Genomic DNA, 15280 nt, shown 5'->3' with positions numbered 1-15280 from the left:
TACTATATGTCGCGTTTCTTTTTCATGTATGGACAGTTGTCTCCTCACTCAGGGAAGATTTTTACACAACTTGGAATACTGCTTTACTTGCGCGGTTGCAGATGTACGTTTACATATTTGGAAGTAGACTGGACAAACTTTTGATGGAATCGCCTCGCATACATCATGACTTCGCTACAGAAGGGAGAGCTCGTTATTGAATAGACGATTTTTCAAAAGCTTGTTGATCGCGATTAGTTTGTTGCTGACAAGTGCCTTACCAGTTGACTCGATTATGGCCTCACCAGACCACCCGTACCATTTTGGATTTAAAAAGAGCAAGAATGGGCAATTACCCTCTATCAACGAGGAAGGCTTTAAAGGCATTGTAGATCGACACGGTGCCGTTTTTTTAGGGGATACTACGAAAAAAGAGCTTTATTTGACGTTTGATAATGGTTATGAAAATGGCTTTACGCCAAAGATTTTAGATACACTTCTCGCCAAAAAAGTCCCTGCCATTTTCTTTGTGACAGGGCACTTTGTGAAGGAACAGCCTGAGTTGTTAAAGCGAATGGCACAAGAGGGGCATCTGATCGGCAATCATTCCTGGAGCCATCCCGATATGACGACCGTACCGAATCAGAAAATCAAAGACGAATTGACGAAAGTAAGTGATGCTGTCCAGCAAGTGACCGGACAAGCGAACATGCGTTATTTGCGACCTCCTAGAGGAATTTTCAGCGATCGCACACTTGCTGTCACGAAAGAATTGGGCTATACCAATGTCTTTTGGTCAGTTGCCTATAAGGATTGGGATACCAAAGTCCAACGTGGGGCAAAATATGCCTATGATAGCGTGATGGCCCAATTGCATCCCGGCGCTGTTATTCTGCTCCATTCTGTCTCCAAAGACAATGCAGAGGCTCTCGGGATGATGATCGATGAAGCGCGCAAGCAAGGATATGAATTCAAGAGCTTGGATCAGCTTCCGAAAAAGTAGTGCAAGCCCTTCCTTTTCCAAGCAAAAACTCCCGCTGCTTCGCATGTGCAAAGCGCGGGAGCTTTTTGGTTTAGTCGCGATCCAGCAAGGATGCTCCAGCAATACCTGGATGAGTCATTTCAAATGGATCGAGAATCAAATCCAATTCTTCTTCTGTCAGTACATTGTGTTGCAAGCACAGCTCACGTACAGACTTGCCAGTCAAAATGGCTTCGCGGGCAATGCGTGCAGCAGTCTCATACCCGAGATGAGGATTCACCGCAGTGATGACGCCTACGCTCTTTTCCACGTATTCTTTCATGCGCTCGCGGTTTGCTTCGATTCCTTCCAAGCAGTGGCGCGTAAAGACAGCGAATGCATTGTCCATGATGCTGATCGATTGCAGCAAATTGAAGACAAGCACAGGCTCCATGACGTTCAGCTCTAGCTGACCTGCCTCGGATGCCAAACAAATCGTATGGTCATTTCCGATGACTTGAAACGCTACCTGGTTGATGAGCTCTGCCATGACAGGATTGACTTTTCCTGGCATGATCGAGGAGCCTGGCTGACGTGCTGGCAAGGAGATTTCTCCCAGTCCAGCTCGAGGTCCTGATGCCATCAAACGCAAGTCATTAGCGATTTTAGACATATTCATCATGCAAACTTTCAGTGCTGCTGATACTTCTGTGTACGCATCTGTGTTTTGTGTAGCATCCACGAGATGCTCCGCACCTGTCAGCGGGAATTCTGTGATATCGGCAAGGTGCTTGACTACAGTAGTAATATAACGAGGATCCGCATTCAAACCTGTTCCTACCGCAGTCGCTCCCATATTGACTTCGTACAAATGTTGACGAGATTGCTTGATACGCTTGATGTCGCGCTCAAGCACCCGACGGTATGCTTCGAATTCTTGGCCCAAGCGAATCGGAACCGCATCCTGCAAATGCGTTCTGCCCATTTTAATGACATCATCGAATTCTTTTGCTTTTTGGCCAAATGCGTCATGCATTGTATCCATCGTCACGAGCAGCTTTTCCAACAGGGTGAGTGTTGCAATATGAATCGCTGTCGGGAAAGCATCGTTTGTAGACTGAGACATGTTGACATGTGTATTTGGGCTTAAATGGAAATAATCCCCTTTTTTCTCACCAAGCATCTCAAGACCGCGGTTAGCGATCACTTCGTTGGCATTCATATTGATCGAGGTACCTGCTCCGCCCTGGATCGGATCGACGATAAACTGATCATGCCATTTTCCTTGCATGATTTCTTCCGCTGCAGCGACAATCGCATTTCCTAACCGCGGATTCAATCTGGAAACTTCCATATTTGCCATCGCAGCTGCTTTTTTTACCATTGCCATTGCATTGATGAGGGAAAAATGAAGACGATACCCAGTGATTGGGAAGTTTTCCGTTGCTCGCATCGTTTGCACGCCATAATAGGCATCTACTGGAATTTGCTTCTCGCCGAGAAAGTCTTTTTCCACTCGAAACGTCTGTTGTTCCATTCTTATCAGACCAGCCTTCTAGGAATAGTGGTTGCTACTTCCTCTCCATTCTACCACAGTTTGACGCAGGAAGACCTATCCACCTGTAACACTCTCATTTGTTTTTACGTCTTACTATTTGTAGGTACCATTTCATACCAGACAGAATCGAGGGATATCATGAAAAGAATGCTTTTGCTGTTGTTGACGATCGGCTTGCTACAAGGATGCACGAGTGGCACAGATAGCCCTTCTACTTCAACAGAACAACAGAAGCCACCCGTTGCAACCGAGCCCGAGACACCTGCTTCTGAGCCACCCGTAACCACGCAACCACCTACAACGGCTGAAAAGCCAACAACGGAACAACCTGAACAACAAGAGACTGTCTATGCCAATGACATTTTCCGCAATGTCACTGTGAAGAAAACCGCCCAGGACACGTTTGAAATCAAAGGACAGGCGCGCGTGTTCGAAGCTGTACTCAATTATGTCGTAGAAGATGGACATAACGAGCTGGCGCAAGGATTCGTTCAGGCTACGACAGCTGCTCCTGATTGGGGAGATTTTACCCATACACTGAAAGTGAAAAAAGCGGAGCCGAACAGCACACTGACACTGATCTTGTTTGAAACAAGCATGAAAGACGGCAGCCGAAGAATGGAACTCATCATTCCGCTCCCTGAATAACGTTTGCTAAAAAATCAGACCCTCTCTATTAAAAGAGAGGGTCTGATTGAAAGGGTCTATTATTAGATAGCAGTAGACAGTCAGTTGCCGTATGCTTTGCTGTGACTTTTACTCGCCTTGTTCTTCCTTGAAGCATTCCATGCAAAGTGCACCATTGTTCTCGATTTCATACTCGGTCAAGCGAACCTGGCAAGACTTGCATTGTTTTTCCGTGAGCACTAAGTTCAAGACTATATCTCCTCTCAATGATGTAACGTAGTCTATTTATATTATAACCAAAGATTTATATCAGACAAATAACCATCTGTTAAAATTTCGTGAATTTTCAAATATAAAAAATAATAAACAAAGAGGAGACCATCATGACCTCACCCTATTTTTCACTTGCCCTAGCAGGGGAGCCGTTTCGGCTGTTTTCCTTTTCCCACCTGATCACCTTAATCATTGTGCTCTGTCTGGTCGTGCTCACCTATTTCTTTCGGAAAAAGCTCCAAGCCCCGGCAAATCGGCTCGCCACACGTTACGTACTCGCGGGTGTCTTACTTTTGTCAGAGGTCTGTTATCAGCTATGGCATGTTTATACCGAGAGCTGGACCGCTGCTTACACTTTGCCCTTGCAGCTGTGTAGCGTAACGCTCCTTCTTTCTGCCATGATGCTGATGACGAGAAGCTACGGGCTATATGAGATTACGTTTTTTGCCGGGATTGGTGGCGCCATGCAGGCATTGCTTACACCCGAGTTGTTTTATCCATTTCCGCATTTTCGCTTTGTGCATTTTTTTGTAGCCCACGCAGGAATCGTCCTTGCTTGCCTGTACATGACGTGGGTAGAAGGCTGCCGTCCGACTGTCCGTTCGATTTGGAAAACGATGGGCTTTTTAAACCTACTCCTGCTCGTCGCCCTTTTCGTAAACCAATGGACGGGAGGAAATTACTTATTTGTCTCGCGCAAACCGGACAATCCCAGTCTGATTGACTTTTTGGGCCCATATCCGTGGTATATCGTTTCGTTGGAAGGAGTAGCGCTCGCGTTGTTTTTCTTGTTATACCTGCCCTTTGTCCGAAAACAGCCACAGCCGCAGGAAGCCAGGGGCGATTTGTCTGTCTGAATCACGTCTGCTGCTCATTTACCCATTCCGTTACAAACTGCAAAAAACGTTTGGCAGCCGGTGACTGCTTAGCAAAAGAGGTTGCTGCCACCCCCAGCGACCGGTAATGCTCCCCTTCAAGCGGGATCATCCGAATATTTGCAGGCAAGCGGAACAAAATCATTTCCGGGAGAATGCTGATCCCGAGCCCATTTTGCACCATAGCAATAATCGCGTGATCATCTCCCACTTCATATTTGATTCGCGGCACGATCTGATACTGGGCTAGCAAGCGCTGTATATCATTGTCACAGCCCGTCTTCGGCATAATAAATGTCTCTTCGGCCAATCGACTCACATGCACCCGCTCCTCTCCATAGAGCGGGTGTTCCTCTGTCACCAGCAGATACATTTGATCCTTTTTTAATGGCATACATTCCAAATCCTCCGTTGTCGGTAAGGAGACAAAGCCGAAATCAATCTCTCCGGTTTGAATCCAGCTCTCAATTCCATCGTAATACCCTTCCATCAGTTTAATCTCGATTGCCGGATACTGATCTTGAAACCGTTTGAGGATTCCGGGAAGCCATTGCGTGGAGACACTCGTGAACGTTCCTATTCTCACTGTCCCGACCTCCAACCCGTTGATAGCAAACACCTCTTGTTTCATCCGCTCATGACAGCGCAAGGTCTCACGCATGTACGGTAGCAGTCGCTCCCCATTACTCGTGAGGCTAATACCCGATCGTCCTCTGGTCAAAAGTGAAAACCCATATTCCCGCTCCAGACTCGCAATCGCATGACTAATCGCTGATTGTGTCAGACCGAGTATTTCTCCAGCTTTGGTTAAGCTCCCCGACTCAATAACGGTGATAAAGACCTCAAACTTGTTCAAACTCACCTTTTCTCGTCTCCTTTGCATGAATCCGATTCATGAAAAACATCACAAACATTCATTTTTCTTATTTAAACGATACTCGTATACTGTTTATGGCGCAACATTGATTAGGACCCGCTTTTTCCCGGGCAAGGAGGCTCATCCCATCATGAAACCGCAAGTGAAAGCCGATTTGGCTATGATTTTGGTCACCCTGTTTTGGGGAACCTCGTATGTGTTTATGCAAATGGGATTGAAGGATTTGGAGACTTTCAATCTGATCGGCATCCGTTTTGGCATTGCTTTTGTACTGGCAGCCGCCTTGTTCCATAAACGCTTGCGTGGCACGAATCGGAAAACATTGCTCCATGCATTCGTACTCGGTTCGCTCCTTTTCGGGGTTTTTGCAACTATTACGAACGGAGTGAAATCAACGACGGCTTCCCAGGCAGGCTTTCTCGTTAGTTTGACCGTTATCTTTGTTCCGCTCTTATCTATTCTTTTGAGAAACCGGCCTGAAAAAAGAGTCTTTGTCGGAGCTGGATTGGCGATAATCGGCATCGGACTGCTCACACTAAGCGCTGAATTTCGCATCAGCCAAGGTGATCTTTTGTGCATTGCTGGCGCCCTCTTTTATGCTACACATATCACTGTAACAGGCCGTTGGGCCACTCAATCAGATACGATTCAGTTGGGGATTTACCAGCTTGGCTTTACGGCACTGTTGGGCATTATTTTTTCGTTTGCGCTGGAGACTCCCACATTGCCGCAGACTACAGAGGCGTGGATCGCCGTGCTCGCTCTTAGCGTATTGTGCAGCGCAATTGGTTTTGTCGTACAAACGGTTGCCCAAAAATATACGACCGCCACGCACACGGGTGTTATTTTTTCTTTGGAGCCAGTCTTTGCTGCCCTATTTGCCTTCTTGGTCACAGGTGAAACGCTGTCTGTTCGCGGGTACATAGGCGCAGGTCTCGTTTTGATTAGCGTGCTGATTGCTGAAATCGATGTGAAGAGCTTGCTGCGTGGAAAGCAGCTGACAAAAAACCCGACTCACTTATCCTGAGCCGGGTTTTTTGTATCGGTTATGCAAGAGAGCAATCTGAAAGAAATCTATCAATAATTGATTTGCTATGATTGAAAAAATGAATTTGGAGGGATGAACATGAACCAAAACAACGCAACAAACAAAATCGCAACGCAAGTAGGTGAATGCGAGATTGTCATCACCCGCGTATTGGATGCTCCACGCGACCTTCTATTTGATGCTTGGACGAAAGAGGAAAACCTATCGAAGTGGTGGGGGCCTCGAGGTTTTACGTCGACTTTTCAGAAGTTTGATATGAACCCGGGCGGTACTTGGGAGTTTATCATGCACGGTCCGGATGGCGTTGATTTTCCCAACACCAACGTCATTGTCGAGGTCGTCAAACTCGAGCGAATCGTCTTCAAACATGCTGTGTTTCCTCATTTTCTAGCGACAGCCATCTTTGAAGATCTGGATGGTAAGACCAAACTCACCTATCGCACAGTTTTTGAAGAAACTCCCGCTGTATTCGATAAGGTGAAAACATATGCCGTCCCAGGTGCCGAACAGACCATGGACCGTCTTGAGGAACTTCTGGCAAGTATGTCTGAAAAGTAAATCGTTCAATAAAACAGCGGTAGTCTAGGACTTTATTTTTCTTGTCCAGGGCAGCCGCTGTTATGATTTTCGGATTATGTTTTCAAGACGTGTAGCATACTTTTCCGCCAATGACTGTCATCATGATCTTTGTCGCGAGCAGTTCGTCTGGATCGATGGTAAACAGGTCTTTGGAATAGACGGTCATATCCGCATATTTTCCGCGAGACAGCGTACCTTTGACATGATCCTCGTTCGTTACCTGTGCACTGCCCAACGTAAAGAGATGAATCGCTTCCTCCATCGTCAGCTTTTCTTGCGGGAAGTATCCATCGTGTGTTTCTCCCGGTGCTTTGCGCGTGACCGCTGCGTGTATTCCCAACAGAGGATCGATTGGTTCTACCGGTGTGTCCGAGCCCGCAGCACAAATGATTCCGTATTCCATCATCGTTTTCCAGATGTACGAGTGTTGAATCCGCTCCTGTCCTACCCGATCCATCACCCACGGGAAGTCTCCGGCGAGAAAACGCGGTTGGATATCTGCGATTCGATGAGGATGCTTCAAGCGCTCCAGCAGGTCTGGCCGCAAGATTTGTGTGTGTATGAGGCGATCCCGATAGGCGACTGCCGGGAACTGATCCAAGCTGTCCAGCACCATTTCCAGTGCTTTGTCGCCAATGGTGTGTACGGCAATTGGCATCCCGAGTCCACGTGCTTGTCGAACCAGCTCTGTCAGCTCGTCTTGCTCATGCACGGGATAACCGCTGGTGCTCGGATCATCAGCGTACGGTGCAGACAGGTAAGCCGTCCTGCGTCCCAATGCTCCGTCTGCAAATATTTTCACCGCACCAATTTGCACATGAGCGTTGCCGTAACCTGCCGTCATGTTTAAGTCCCGCAGCTCATGCATATGCGGATAGTAGACAAGCAGGTTGCTGCGCAGCGCAAGCTCTTCGCCATTGATGAGCTCATCATAGAGCCGATACGTTTGCGCTAGTCCGCCCAATTCACGCAAATCCTCCGTATGTGCTCCTGTCAATCCATGCGCCATTGCATAGTGAATCGAGCTGCGCAGGCTTTGCTTTAGCTGATCGTAGTCGGGCCTCGGAATATGCTTCGTAATCAGGTTGGAGGCTGTTTCCAACAACATGCCCGTTGGCTTTCCGCTCACAGGATCATGGACAATGACTCCCCCCGCTGGCACCTCCATGTCACGATGATAGCCACATAGCTCCAATGCTTTGCTGTTGACCAGATTCGCATGTCCACATATACGTGCCAGAAGAATCGGGCAATGCGTGGCAGCTTGATCAAGCTCTTCGATGGTAGGGATGCCGCCACTATCCGCGAACAAATTCTCATCCCAGCCGTAGCCCTGAATCCACGAATGTTCAGGTGTGGCTTGCGCTTTCTCTTTTAAAAGAAACAGCATCTCGTCCTTGGAGCGAGCTTTACTTAAATCCAGCTGCATAAAGGTGAGGCCGAGCCACCCCAAGTGCAGATGACTGTCAATCAGTCCTGGCGTAGCGGTACATCCTTGCAGATCAATGACTGTTGCATCACTGCCTCCGTATTGAAGAAGCATGTCCGCATCACTGCCTAAGTCATGGACAATTCCATCCCGAACGACCAGCGCTTGTACGAACAAATGCCTGGAATCTCCTGTGTAAATGCGTCCATTCCTGAAAATGGTTGTCGCCATCTCGTGACCTCTTTTCTATTCGCTTCTGTATTTTCGCATGCCTATCCTCTCTTAATTTGTTTGCCGTTAGTCGTTTTCCTCCCTAAAAAGAAATAACGTTCGAAAAATTGCGATCTCCGCTTTTCTTTTGGAAAAACATGGTGTTTAATCACTTCCCTGTTGAAAGCAGCAGCGGTGGGGCACGTTATGTTCATGTCCTATTTTTGCGCGGAGGGAACGTATGCAACAAAAAACAAAAAAACGCCTTCCACCCTTCCTTCAAATGCAGGAGTCCACTGGTCTGAAAATGTCGCGCCACGAGCCTTCTCATCAAAAGCAATCAGGTCGTCTAGACAATCAAGCTAAGCTGCTGCTCCTGGTCAACGCTGTATTCATTGCCGCTGGCGCCCTTTCTGGTACGTTTGTAAACGTCTATTTGTGGAAGGTAAAAAGTCAATTTGCACCGATCGCCTGGTTTACTTTTGCCGCACATCTCGCGGGTGCTCTTACCTTCTGGCTTGCTGGCTGGTATGTCAAGCATTTGAATAAAATGAATGTCCTGCGTGCTGGAATGGCGGTTTCTGCCCTTTTTTATTTGCTCGTTCTTCTGGCGGGTCCCAAAGCTGTCTCTTATGCCGTACCGCTTGGTCTCGTACAAGGCATGGCGAATGGATTTTTCTGGCTTTCCTTCAATGTGGTATACTTCGAAATCACGAATGCCGACAATCGCGACCTTTTCAACGGTTGGGCAGGGTTGCTTGCTTCCATCGGCGGCATGCTCGCTCCATGGATATCAGGCTTGCTCATTACGCGGCTCCCGGGCAATAGCGGCTACTCCCTTATTTTCGGAATCTCTCTTGCGCTATTTGTCGTCGGCGTGTTCATCAGCTTTTTTCTGAAAAAACGCCAATCGGAAGGGACGTATTCCTGGAGCTTTTCCTTGCGTTGCTTGCGAGAGGAGCGCGAGTGGCGTTGGGCGGCAGGAGCTTTGGCTGGTCAAGGACTTCGTGAAGGCGTGTTCGGTTTCGTGATCGGTCTACTCGTCTACATATCCACAAGAAGCGAGATGACTCTAGGTAACTACTGGCTGACTACATCCGCCGTCGGGCTTGTGAGCTACTTCCTGATCGCCAAATGGTTCGCTCCTCGCTATCGCAAGTGGGGAATGCTCGCTGGCGCTGTCATCATGTGGGGCATTCTCCTTGTGTTTTTTTGGCAGGTGAGCTTCACGACACTGCTTATTTTCGGAATTGCCGTGTCTATCGCTTATCCACTGTATTCTGTACCCATGCTCTCCACAATTTTTGATCTGATTGGCACCAACGAAGAGAGCGCACGCAATCGGGTCGAGTATGTCGTGCTGCGAGAGTTCGCTCTGGACGTTGGTCGGCTCGTGGGGATCCTGATCTTTCTGTTAGTAACGTCCTTGAGCGTCTCTCCTCATACGCTGAATTGGTTGATCCTGTGCATTGGAATCGGTCCACTTATCGCGTGGGCGTGCATGACCAAGCTATTTCGTCACGTCCCTGCTGCTAAAAAAGCAGACAACTAAACAAGAAGTGCACCCATGACAAAACCCGCTTCGGCTGACTACCTAGCGGGTTTTGTCTCTGAGTTATGAAGACAGTCTCCAGCCACCTGTCGTTTGCTGCAGCTTCCACAGCCGTGCATACAAACCGTTTTTCATCACAAGCTCATCATGCTGTCCCTGTTCGACGACCGTGCCATTTTCCAACACGTAGATGTTGTCAGCATTACGGATGGTTTTCAGGCGATGAGCAATGGCAATAACCGTTCTTCCCTCGATAAGCGTATCGATTGCTTTCTGAATTTGCGCCTCATTTTCGGGGTCTAGTGAGGCTGTTGCTTCATCCAAGAGAATGATCGGGGCATTTTTCAAGATCGCTCGGGCAATGGAAATCCGCTGTTTCTCCCCGCCTGATAGCGTGCTTCCCCCTTCCCCTACGAGCGTATCGTAGCCATCGGGCAGCTTCATGATGAAATCATGGCAGCACGCTTGTTTGGCCGCCTCCTCGATCTCAGCTTGTGTCGCATCCCTATTTCCGAAGCGAATATTGTTTGAGATCGTGTCCTGGAATAAATACACGTCCTGGAACACCATCGACACGCGGGAGAGGAGTGCTTCCGGGTCCATGTGGACAAGTGGTTGATTCCCCAGCTGAACAGTGCCTTGACACGGGTCATAAAATCTGGCAATCAGCCGCATCACGGTGCTTTTTCCACTGCCGGATGGCCCGACCAACGCTGTAAACGAACCGACTGGCATGTGCATGCTCACGTTGTGCAGGACATTCTTTTCGATATAGCCAAAAGAGACGCCTTCGAGCTTCACGTCGTTTTCCGCAGGCGGTTGCTGCTCGCCTGTCATAATCGGCTCCGTCAGTAACTGGACAATCCGCTCCCCAGCCTGTTCGTGGTAACGGAATTCAGCATAGTTGACGAGTGCCGCTGTCAATGGATCAAAGATACGTGTCCCAACCAGCAGGAACATGACAAACGTGATTAGGTCTATGCTACCCGCTATGAGCAAATACACGCCGACCATCACCATGAGTGTGAGGCCAGCCCGGATAAAAGCAATGGCGGCCAGCACAATCGGTCCCAGCAAGCCTTCGATCCGTATGCTCTGCCGCATGAACTCGCGAAAGGATCGCTCCAGCCGTACAAAGCGTTCACCTGTCAGATTGTACGCCTTGATGACGCGGATACCGTTCAAATATTCCTGCAAGCGATTAGCAGCGTCAATTTTGGCTCGCATATGTGTCGCTCCGAGCCTGCGCTGCAATCCTGATGTCATCAGCACCAAGAGAATCGCAATAGGAAACGCAGCGAACAAGGCCAGTGCCATGCGCCAATCCACGAAAGAAAGACCTACAATCGCCATGACGGGCATGATGATCGCCCCCATCATTTGTGGTACGAGATGGGAAATCCCGTGCTCCACCATCGTAAAGTCTCCCATCATCATATTAGCCAAATCCCCTGGGTCTCTTTTGTTCAAGTAGCCGAGTGACAGCTTGCGAAGGTGCTCTGCGAGCTTGGTTCGCCCCTCGGCAGCCGTGCTGTAGGCGCCGCGAAACTGTGAACGGTACGCTGGAATTTCGCATACAAACAAAAGGAGCAACGAGACGACCATCCATCCGCATACCCACCAGAGTCGCTCAATGTTCAATGGGGCACCTGGCTGGGCAAACGGTTCAAAAATCAATCGGGCAGCCTCCACCAGGAAGGCAAACGGCAATATTTGCGCAAGGTTGGCAAGTGTCGTGTAAATAACGGGTTTGATCAGCGCCCGCGGTTTACCTGCTGTGATATTGTTCAGTATACTCATCTGCATCCACACTCCCCTTTCCTTCGCCCATTTGCCAATCCTGCGCATCGGTATAAGCCTTCCACATCCGGGCATAGAGTCCATTCGCCTCTACCAATGATTGATGCCTACCTTGTTCGATCAGCTTCCCTCTTTCCAGCACCAAAATTTGATCTGCATCTCGAATCGTTGACAGGCGATGCGCAATGACAATAACGGTTTTGCCCTTCATCAGCTCTGCCAAAGCCAATTGCATCTCATACTCATTTTCAGGATCAGCAAAGGCGGTTGCTTCGTCAAGGACAAGAATCGGTGCGTTTTTCAGGATCGCCCGTGCGACAGCCACACGTTGCTCTTCTCCCCCAGACAAGTAGACTCCCCCTTCTCCGATCAGGGTGTCATAGCCTTGCGGAAGCTTTTGAATAAAATCATGGCATTGGGCTGCCTTCGCCGCTGCATAGACTGCCTCTGGCGTTGCATCTGGCAATCCGATGGCAATGTTGTTGTAAACCGTGTCGTAAAACAAAAACGTATCCTGAAAGACGAAAGCTACGGTGTTCATCAAATCGGTGCTCGACAGCTCCCGAATATCTACATTGCCAATGCGAATCGCTCCCTCCGAAACATCCCAAAATCTCGGAATGAGATTCGCTACCGTAGACTTCCCTGCACCAGACGGTCCGACCAGAGCTGTCACCTGCCCGTGCTTCGCTAAAAAGGATATGCGAGAAAGTGCCTCTCCTCCTGCTTTTCCCTCTGCTGCATAAGAAAAAGAGACGTTTTCAAACGCGACATCAAAGCTTTGTGGACGCTGGGAGCTAAGCGGTTCGGCAACAGGTTGCTCTGCCAAAATCCGATCCATGCGCTCCACCCCCTCGCCGATGTCACGCAGGGTAGAGGTTAAAAACAAGAGCTTAAACATCGGTGCAGATACACCTGGCGCCATTACGAGAAAAAAGAGCAGAACAGAAGCAAACGCGACATTTTGCGGGTCTTGACTCAGCATGAACACCCCTACCGGGAGAATGAAGGCCGCAAATGAACCCAGGATCACCTTGAACACCAAAAATCCGTTTTGAAAATCATCGGTATGCTTGACGCAATAGTCCCGATAGGTGATCATGTCTGCATAAAAGCGACGAAAAGAATGAACCGTCTGCCCGAATACCTTGATCGCGGGCATTCCGCGTACATACTGGACGGCAGATCCGTTCATCCGTTCTAGCGAATCGTAGTACCTCTTGATATTTTCTTTCGTTTTCGTCCCGGAAAAGGTGATGATTTGCACAATCAGTCCCAGTAGGATCGGCACGACGCAGGCAAGCGCCAACCAGACGTTCAAGTAAAACATCACGCCGATCATGAGCACCGTCGTCACGACTACATGCACCAAATCCGGAAGCTGATGCGCGACAAACGTCTCAACCTTTTCCACATTTTGCTCCAATGTTTTTTTGACTGCACCGGTAGACGTTCCGTTCAGCCAGCCAAGCGGCAAACGCCCGATATGCGAAGCCAATTTGACCCGCATTCCGTATAAAATGCGAAACGCAGCGATATGAGACACCATCCCGCCTGCATACATCATGACCAGACTTCCCAAAAGCCCCAAAAGCGCTATAGCTCCCCACCGAATCATGTACGCCCCGTCCGCCATAGCGGGAGACGCGGCATGCGTTAACAGTTCGCGCAAAATGAAGTAGACGGATGCATAAGGCACCAGCATGCAAATTGCGCTCAAGGAAGACAATATTGCCGAAACGACGAGCAATCCGCGCCTCTCATCCGCAATCTCTAGCAAGCGACGCACGCCTTTTTTGGGCTGCATCCCCGCTTTGCTCTCCATTGTCATTCTTGTTCTCCTCTCTCCTGCTTCCATCTTTTGTCCTACTCCTCATCATAATGTGATCTCCTGCCCTCTACCGCCGATTGCCGGATAGATCTTGCCCCTAGCCGGAGTATTCTTTTTTCGGGACAACAAAAAACCTTTCCCACTTGGAGGCTAGCTCCTACAGGAAAGGTTACGTTGGTTTTTTCGATTATGGTTGGACTACTTTGTCTTTCGCTTTCGTTACAATGTGGTGACCGAGCGGCAAGCCGCGCTGCTCCAGCTCATCAGCTGTCACAATATGGAGCGTCTCACTTTTACACGGCATGGGCATCAATCCGCCCAATGGACTCATCACTCTTCCGATCGTGTCTGTCTCAATGAGCACGTACAGGCCTTTTTCCTCCAATTGTTGCATGAATTCTCCCCAACGCTTGGAAGTAATTTGATCGGCGTGCTTGGTGAATATGACACCCATTTCTTGTGCTAGCATGCAAAATCTCCTTTGTTCTATCCGTCAAATATATGCTTCAAAAGATAATCTAACAATACAAGGAAACCTCCCTTCTGGCAAAATCCGTGTAAGCCAAAAAAACACGAAAAACGGTTGTTTTTGACCGCTTTTCGTTTCAGGAATCTCACATCTTCCTCGCACACACCGTTTCAACGCGGCACGCTGTTTTTTGACGCTTGCATTTGAAAAAGAGACCTATTTTTGTCTATTTCCTGAGTTATTCTTGTGCTCTCCCCATCATGTACCTGCCTTTCCTCGATTTAGAAGCTCGCTGCCAGCTCCACATGCAGCAGTCGGGCAAAAGGAACCCAGTGAATCTCGGAGCCTGCCCGAAGCTTGAGGCTTCGCGCTGCTTGATCAATATGGATAACGTGGGCGGACAGACGTCGCGGCTCTCGCCCGTCATAATAGGTCAGCGTCAGGATGCTCTCTGTCTGGAACGCCTGCCATACCAGCTCGCTCAAGGCACTGAGCTGCTCCTGATCCAGCTCGGGTGGTACATAACGACGCTCTTCTTCTTTTATGCGCAAATACATTTCGCGATGCTCCGGCAGCACAAACCGACTGGCAACGAATACATTTTCCTTTTTGGACACGCGTCTTTCCCTCATCGCTTGTTCTCTCCTCGCTGATCATATCGGGTCCACAAATGGACGAGCTCCTGACACTCTGCCCGCAATACCTCAATCGTATAAATCGCTTCTCGAACATACCCGCGTCGTCGATAGTGGACGACATACATATGTCCCTGACGTCGTGAGCTGACTACTGTGAAATGGAGTTAAAAAAAATCAATGAGCAATCGAAACAGGACAAGGAAACTATCCGATCGGTGCAGGAGCAGGTGGATCATTTTAGTCAAGCATATCGAGATATTGCGTTAACTTCATCGTATCCGGATTCAAACTTAAAGAATAAACCAGTTTGGCATGTTTGGTCCAAGAACTTAATATGCACTTTAAGTACACCGGTGTGCTCATGTTGATCTTTTCACCTGCTGCGATAGCTTTATTCACGGATTAAACCGACGTCATTGCGATGGTTACAATAGCTCTCATAATCGACGCATTCGCGCATCCATTCCTTGCAGTGGGACACCCTTACTTGGTGTTTAGCCGCGCCTACATTCTCGTTTATAGGGTTAATCCCCTCTTTTACCTAAGGTTTTGCATACAATGGTCCCAGAACTCT

General features: G+C 48.7%; 13 protein-coding genes. 6 read left to right on the top strand and 7 right to left on the bottom strand.

The features are described from left to right. The first annotated feature begins 196 nt into the window (after positions 1 to 196). Positions 197 to 982 (top strand): delta-lactam-biosynthetic de-N-acetylase, encoded by a 786-nt coding sequence (gene pdaA / locus C7R93_RS10775; RefSeq protein WP_106838799.1) that lies wholly within the window; start codon positions 197 to 199, stop codon positions 980 to 982. 70 nt (positions 983 to 1052) lie between these two features. On the opposite strand, the gene aspA is transcribed toward pdaA, so the two are convergent. After that, positions 1053 to 2477, bottom strand: coding sequence for an aspartate ammonia-lyase (gene aspA / locus C7R93_RS10770; RefSeq protein ID WP_412679464.1), 1425 nt, complete (start codon positions 2475 to 2477; stop codon positions 1053 to 1055). 159 nt (positions 2478 to 2636) lie between these two features. Here aspA and C7R93_RS10765 point away from each other — a divergent pair, with 159 nt between their 5' ends. Together C7R93_RS10765 and C7R93_RS10760 are read left to right on the top strand one after the other, a co-directional pair. After that, positions 2637 to 3146: a Gmad2 immunoglobulin-like domain-containing protein gene (locus C7R93_RS10765; protein ID WP_106838797.1), complete on the top strand. Its 510-nt coding sequence runs from the start codon at positions 2637 to 2639 to the stop codon at positions 3144 to 3146. Between the two features lie 362 nt (positions 3147 to 3508). After that, the gene (locus C7R93_RS10760) at positions 3509 to 4255 is read left to right on the top strand and encodes a YwaF family protein (RefSeq protein WP_106838796.1); all 747 of its coding nucleotides are present in this window, start codon (positions 3509 to 3511) and stop codon (positions 4253 to 4255) included. 1 nt (position 4256) lies between these two features. Here C7R93_RS10760 and C7R93_RS10755 read toward each other — a convergent pair whose 3' ends face one another. Then, positions 4257 to 5135: a LysR family transcriptional regulator gene (locus tag C7R93_RS10755; protein ID WP_106838795.1), complete on the bottom strand. Its 879-nt coding sequence runs from the start codon at positions 5133 to 5135 to the stop codon at positions 4257 to 4259. 145 nt (positions 5136 to 5280) lie between these two features. Between C7R93_RS10755 and C7R93_RS10750 the strand changes: the two genes are divergently transcribed. Both C7R93_RS10750 and C7R93_RS10745 read left to right on the top strand, forming a co-directional pair. Next, entirely contained in the window at positions 5281 to 6177 is an 897-nt protein-coding gene (locus tag C7R93_RS10750; protein ID WP_106838794.1) for a DMT family transporter, read from the top strand. Between the two features lie 99 nt (positions 6178 to 6276). Continuing rightward, positions 6277 to 6756: an SRPBCC family protein gene (locus C7R93_RS10745; protein ID WP_106838793.1), complete on the top strand. Its 480-nt coding sequence runs from the start codon at positions 6277 to 6279 to the stop codon at positions 6754 to 6756. Between the two features lie 82 nt (positions 6757 to 6838). On the opposite strand, the gene C7R93_RS10740 is transcribed toward C7R93_RS10745, so the two are convergent. Next, positions 6839 to 8437 (bottom strand): amidohydrolase, encoded by a 1599-nt coding sequence (locus C7R93_RS10740; RefSeq protein WP_106838792.1) that lies wholly within the window; start codon positions 8435 to 8437, stop codon positions 6839 to 6841. Between the two features lie 220 nt (positions 8438 to 8657). Between C7R93_RS10740 and C7R93_RS10735 the strand changes: the two genes are divergently transcribed. Continuing rightward, on the top strand, positions 8658 to 9968 hold the full coding sequence (locus tag C7R93_RS10735) for an MFS transporter (protein ID WP_106838791.1): 1311 nt from the start codon (positions 8658 to 8660) through the stop codon (positions 9966 to 9968). A 63-nt stretch (positions 9969 to 10031) separates the two neighbouring features. On the opposite strand, the gene C7R93_RS10730 is transcribed toward C7R93_RS10735, so the two are convergent. The 4 genes from C7R93_RS10730 to C7R93_RS10715 all read right to left on the bottom strand — a co-directional run bounded on the left by C7R93_RS10730 (position 10032) and on the right by C7R93_RS10715 (position 14700). Continuing rightward, positions 10032 to 11768: an ABC transporter ATP-binding protein gene (locus C7R93_RS10730; protein ID WP_106838883.1), complete on the bottom strand. Its 1737-nt coding sequence runs from the start codon at positions 11766 to 11768 to the stop codon at positions 10032 to 10034. After that, complete coding sequence (locus C7R93_RS10725) at positions 11737 to 13575, bottom strand: ABC transporter ATP-binding protein (protein ID WP_106838882.1); 1839 nt, start codon at positions 13573 to 13575, stop codon at positions 11737 to 11739. Before C7R93_RS10725 ends, C7R93_RS10730 begins: the two co-directional genes overlap by 32 nt. 211 nt (positions 13576 to 13786) lie before the next feature. Beyond that, the gene (locus C7R93_RS10720) at positions 13787 to 14068 is read right to left on the bottom strand and encodes a hypothetical protein (RefSeq protein ID WP_106838790.1); all 282 of its coding nucleotides are present in this window, start codon (positions 14066 to 14068) and stop codon (positions 13787 to 13789) included. 281 nt (positions 14069 to 14349) lie between these two features. Then, complete coding sequence (locus C7R93_RS10715) at positions 14350 to 14700, bottom strand: YolD-like family protein (protein WP_106838789.1); 351 nt, start codon at positions 14698 to 14700, stop codon at positions 14350 to 14352. Positions 14701 to 15280 lie beyond the last annotated feature (580 nt).

The organism is Brevibacillus fortis, from assembly GCF_003013395.1.
GTDB classification, from domain to species: Bacteria; Bacillota; Bacilli; order Brevibacillales; family Brevibacillaceae; genus Brevibacillus; species Brevibacillus fortis.
The sequence above is the reverse complement of the archived record's forward strand: the minus strand, read 5'-3'. Positions and strand labels throughout refer to the sequence as shown.

Excerpts from the sequence above, each read along its gene's own strand:
- C7R93_RS10720 (WP_106838790.1), bottom strand. The coding sequence starts at position 14,068 with ATGCTAGCACAAGAAATGGGTGTCATATTCACCAAGCACGCCGATCAA.
- C7R93_RS10750 (WP_106838794.1), top strand. The coding sequence starts at position 5,281 with ATGAAACCGCAAGTGAAAGCCGATTTGGCTATGATTTTGGTCACCCTG.
- C7R93_RS10740 (WP_106838792.1), bottom strand. The coding sequence starts at position 8,437 with ATGGCGACAACCATTTTCAGGAATGGACGCATTTACACAGGAGATTCC.
- aspA (WP_412679464.1), bottom strand. The coding sequence starts at position 2,477 with ATGGAACAACAGACGTTTCGAGTGGAAAAAGACTTTCTCGGCGAGAAG.
- C7R93_RS10760 (WP_106838796.1), top strand. The coding sequence starts at position 3,509 with ATGACCTCACCCTATTTTTCACTTGCCCTAGCAGGGGAGCCGTTTCGG.
- C7R93_RS10725 (WP_106838882.1), bottom strand. The coding sequence starts at position 13,575 with ATGCAGCCCAAAAAAGGCGTGCGTCGCTTGCTAGAGATTGCGGATGAG.
- C7R93_RS10735 (WP_106838791.1), top strand. The coding sequence starts at position 8,658 with ATGCAACAAAAAACAAAAAAACGCCTTCCACCCTTCCTTCAAATGCAG.
- C7R93_RS10745 (WP_106838793.1), top strand. The coding sequence starts at position 6,277 with ATGAACCAAAACAACGCAACAAACAAAATCGCAACGCAAGTAGGTGAA.
- C7R93_RS10765 (WP_106838797.1), top strand. The coding sequence starts at position 2,637 with ATGAAAAGAATGCTTTTGCTGTTGTTGACGATCGGCTTGCTACAAGGA.
- C7R93_RS10730 (WP_106838883.1), bottom strand. The coding sequence starts at position 11,768 with ATGAGTATACTGAACAATATCACAGCAGGTAAACCGCGGGCGCTGATC.
- C7R93_RS10715 (WP_106838789.1), bottom strand. The coding sequence starts at position 14,700 with ATGAGGGAAAGACGCGTGTCCAAAAAGGAAAATGTATTCGTTGCCAGT.